Here is a 383-nt window from a genome sequence, read left to right as displayed (position 1 = left end):
ACATCAACGGTGATATCCGCAGGGTCATTGGCGCCAGTGATTGTGATGGTGAGTGTTTGCGTTAGAGATTGAGTGCCGTCTGTTGCAGTATAAGTAAATACGGCATTGGCAGTCACGCCATCTGGTAACGCTTCTGAAGATGCGCCATTAGCGATAAACGTGTAACTACCATCAGAGTTGATAGTTAATGTGCCATATTCATTGGCGATCACCCCAGGTTGTCCAGCAGTAACCGCAGTGTTTGTGCCTGACACACCAGAATGGATCCCAGTGACACTTAGTGCGTCGCCATCTAAGTCACTATCGTTGCTCAATACGCCATTAGCTGCATCTGCTGTTACAGTGGTATTTTCATCAACACTATCAACATCAGCCACTAAGTC

At 47.0% G+C, this 383-nt stretch carries 1 protein-coding gene; it reads right to left on the bottom strand.

All coding sequences use genetic code 11. The annotated features are described in order from the left end of the window. The coding region (locus BCU91_RS06115; protein WP_133126579.1) for a VCBS domain-containing protein at positions 1 to 383 on the bottom strand (383 nt) is incomplete at both ends.

Origin of the sequence: Shewanella sp. 10N.286.52.B9, from assembly GCF_002873635.1 — a bacterium.
In the GTDB taxonomy this organism is placed as follows: Bacteria; Pseudomonadota; Gammaproteobacteria; order Enterobacterales; family Shewanellaceae; genus Shewanella.
The sequence above is the reverse complement of the archived record's forward strand: the minus strand, read 5'-3'. Positions and strand labels throughout refer to the sequence as shown.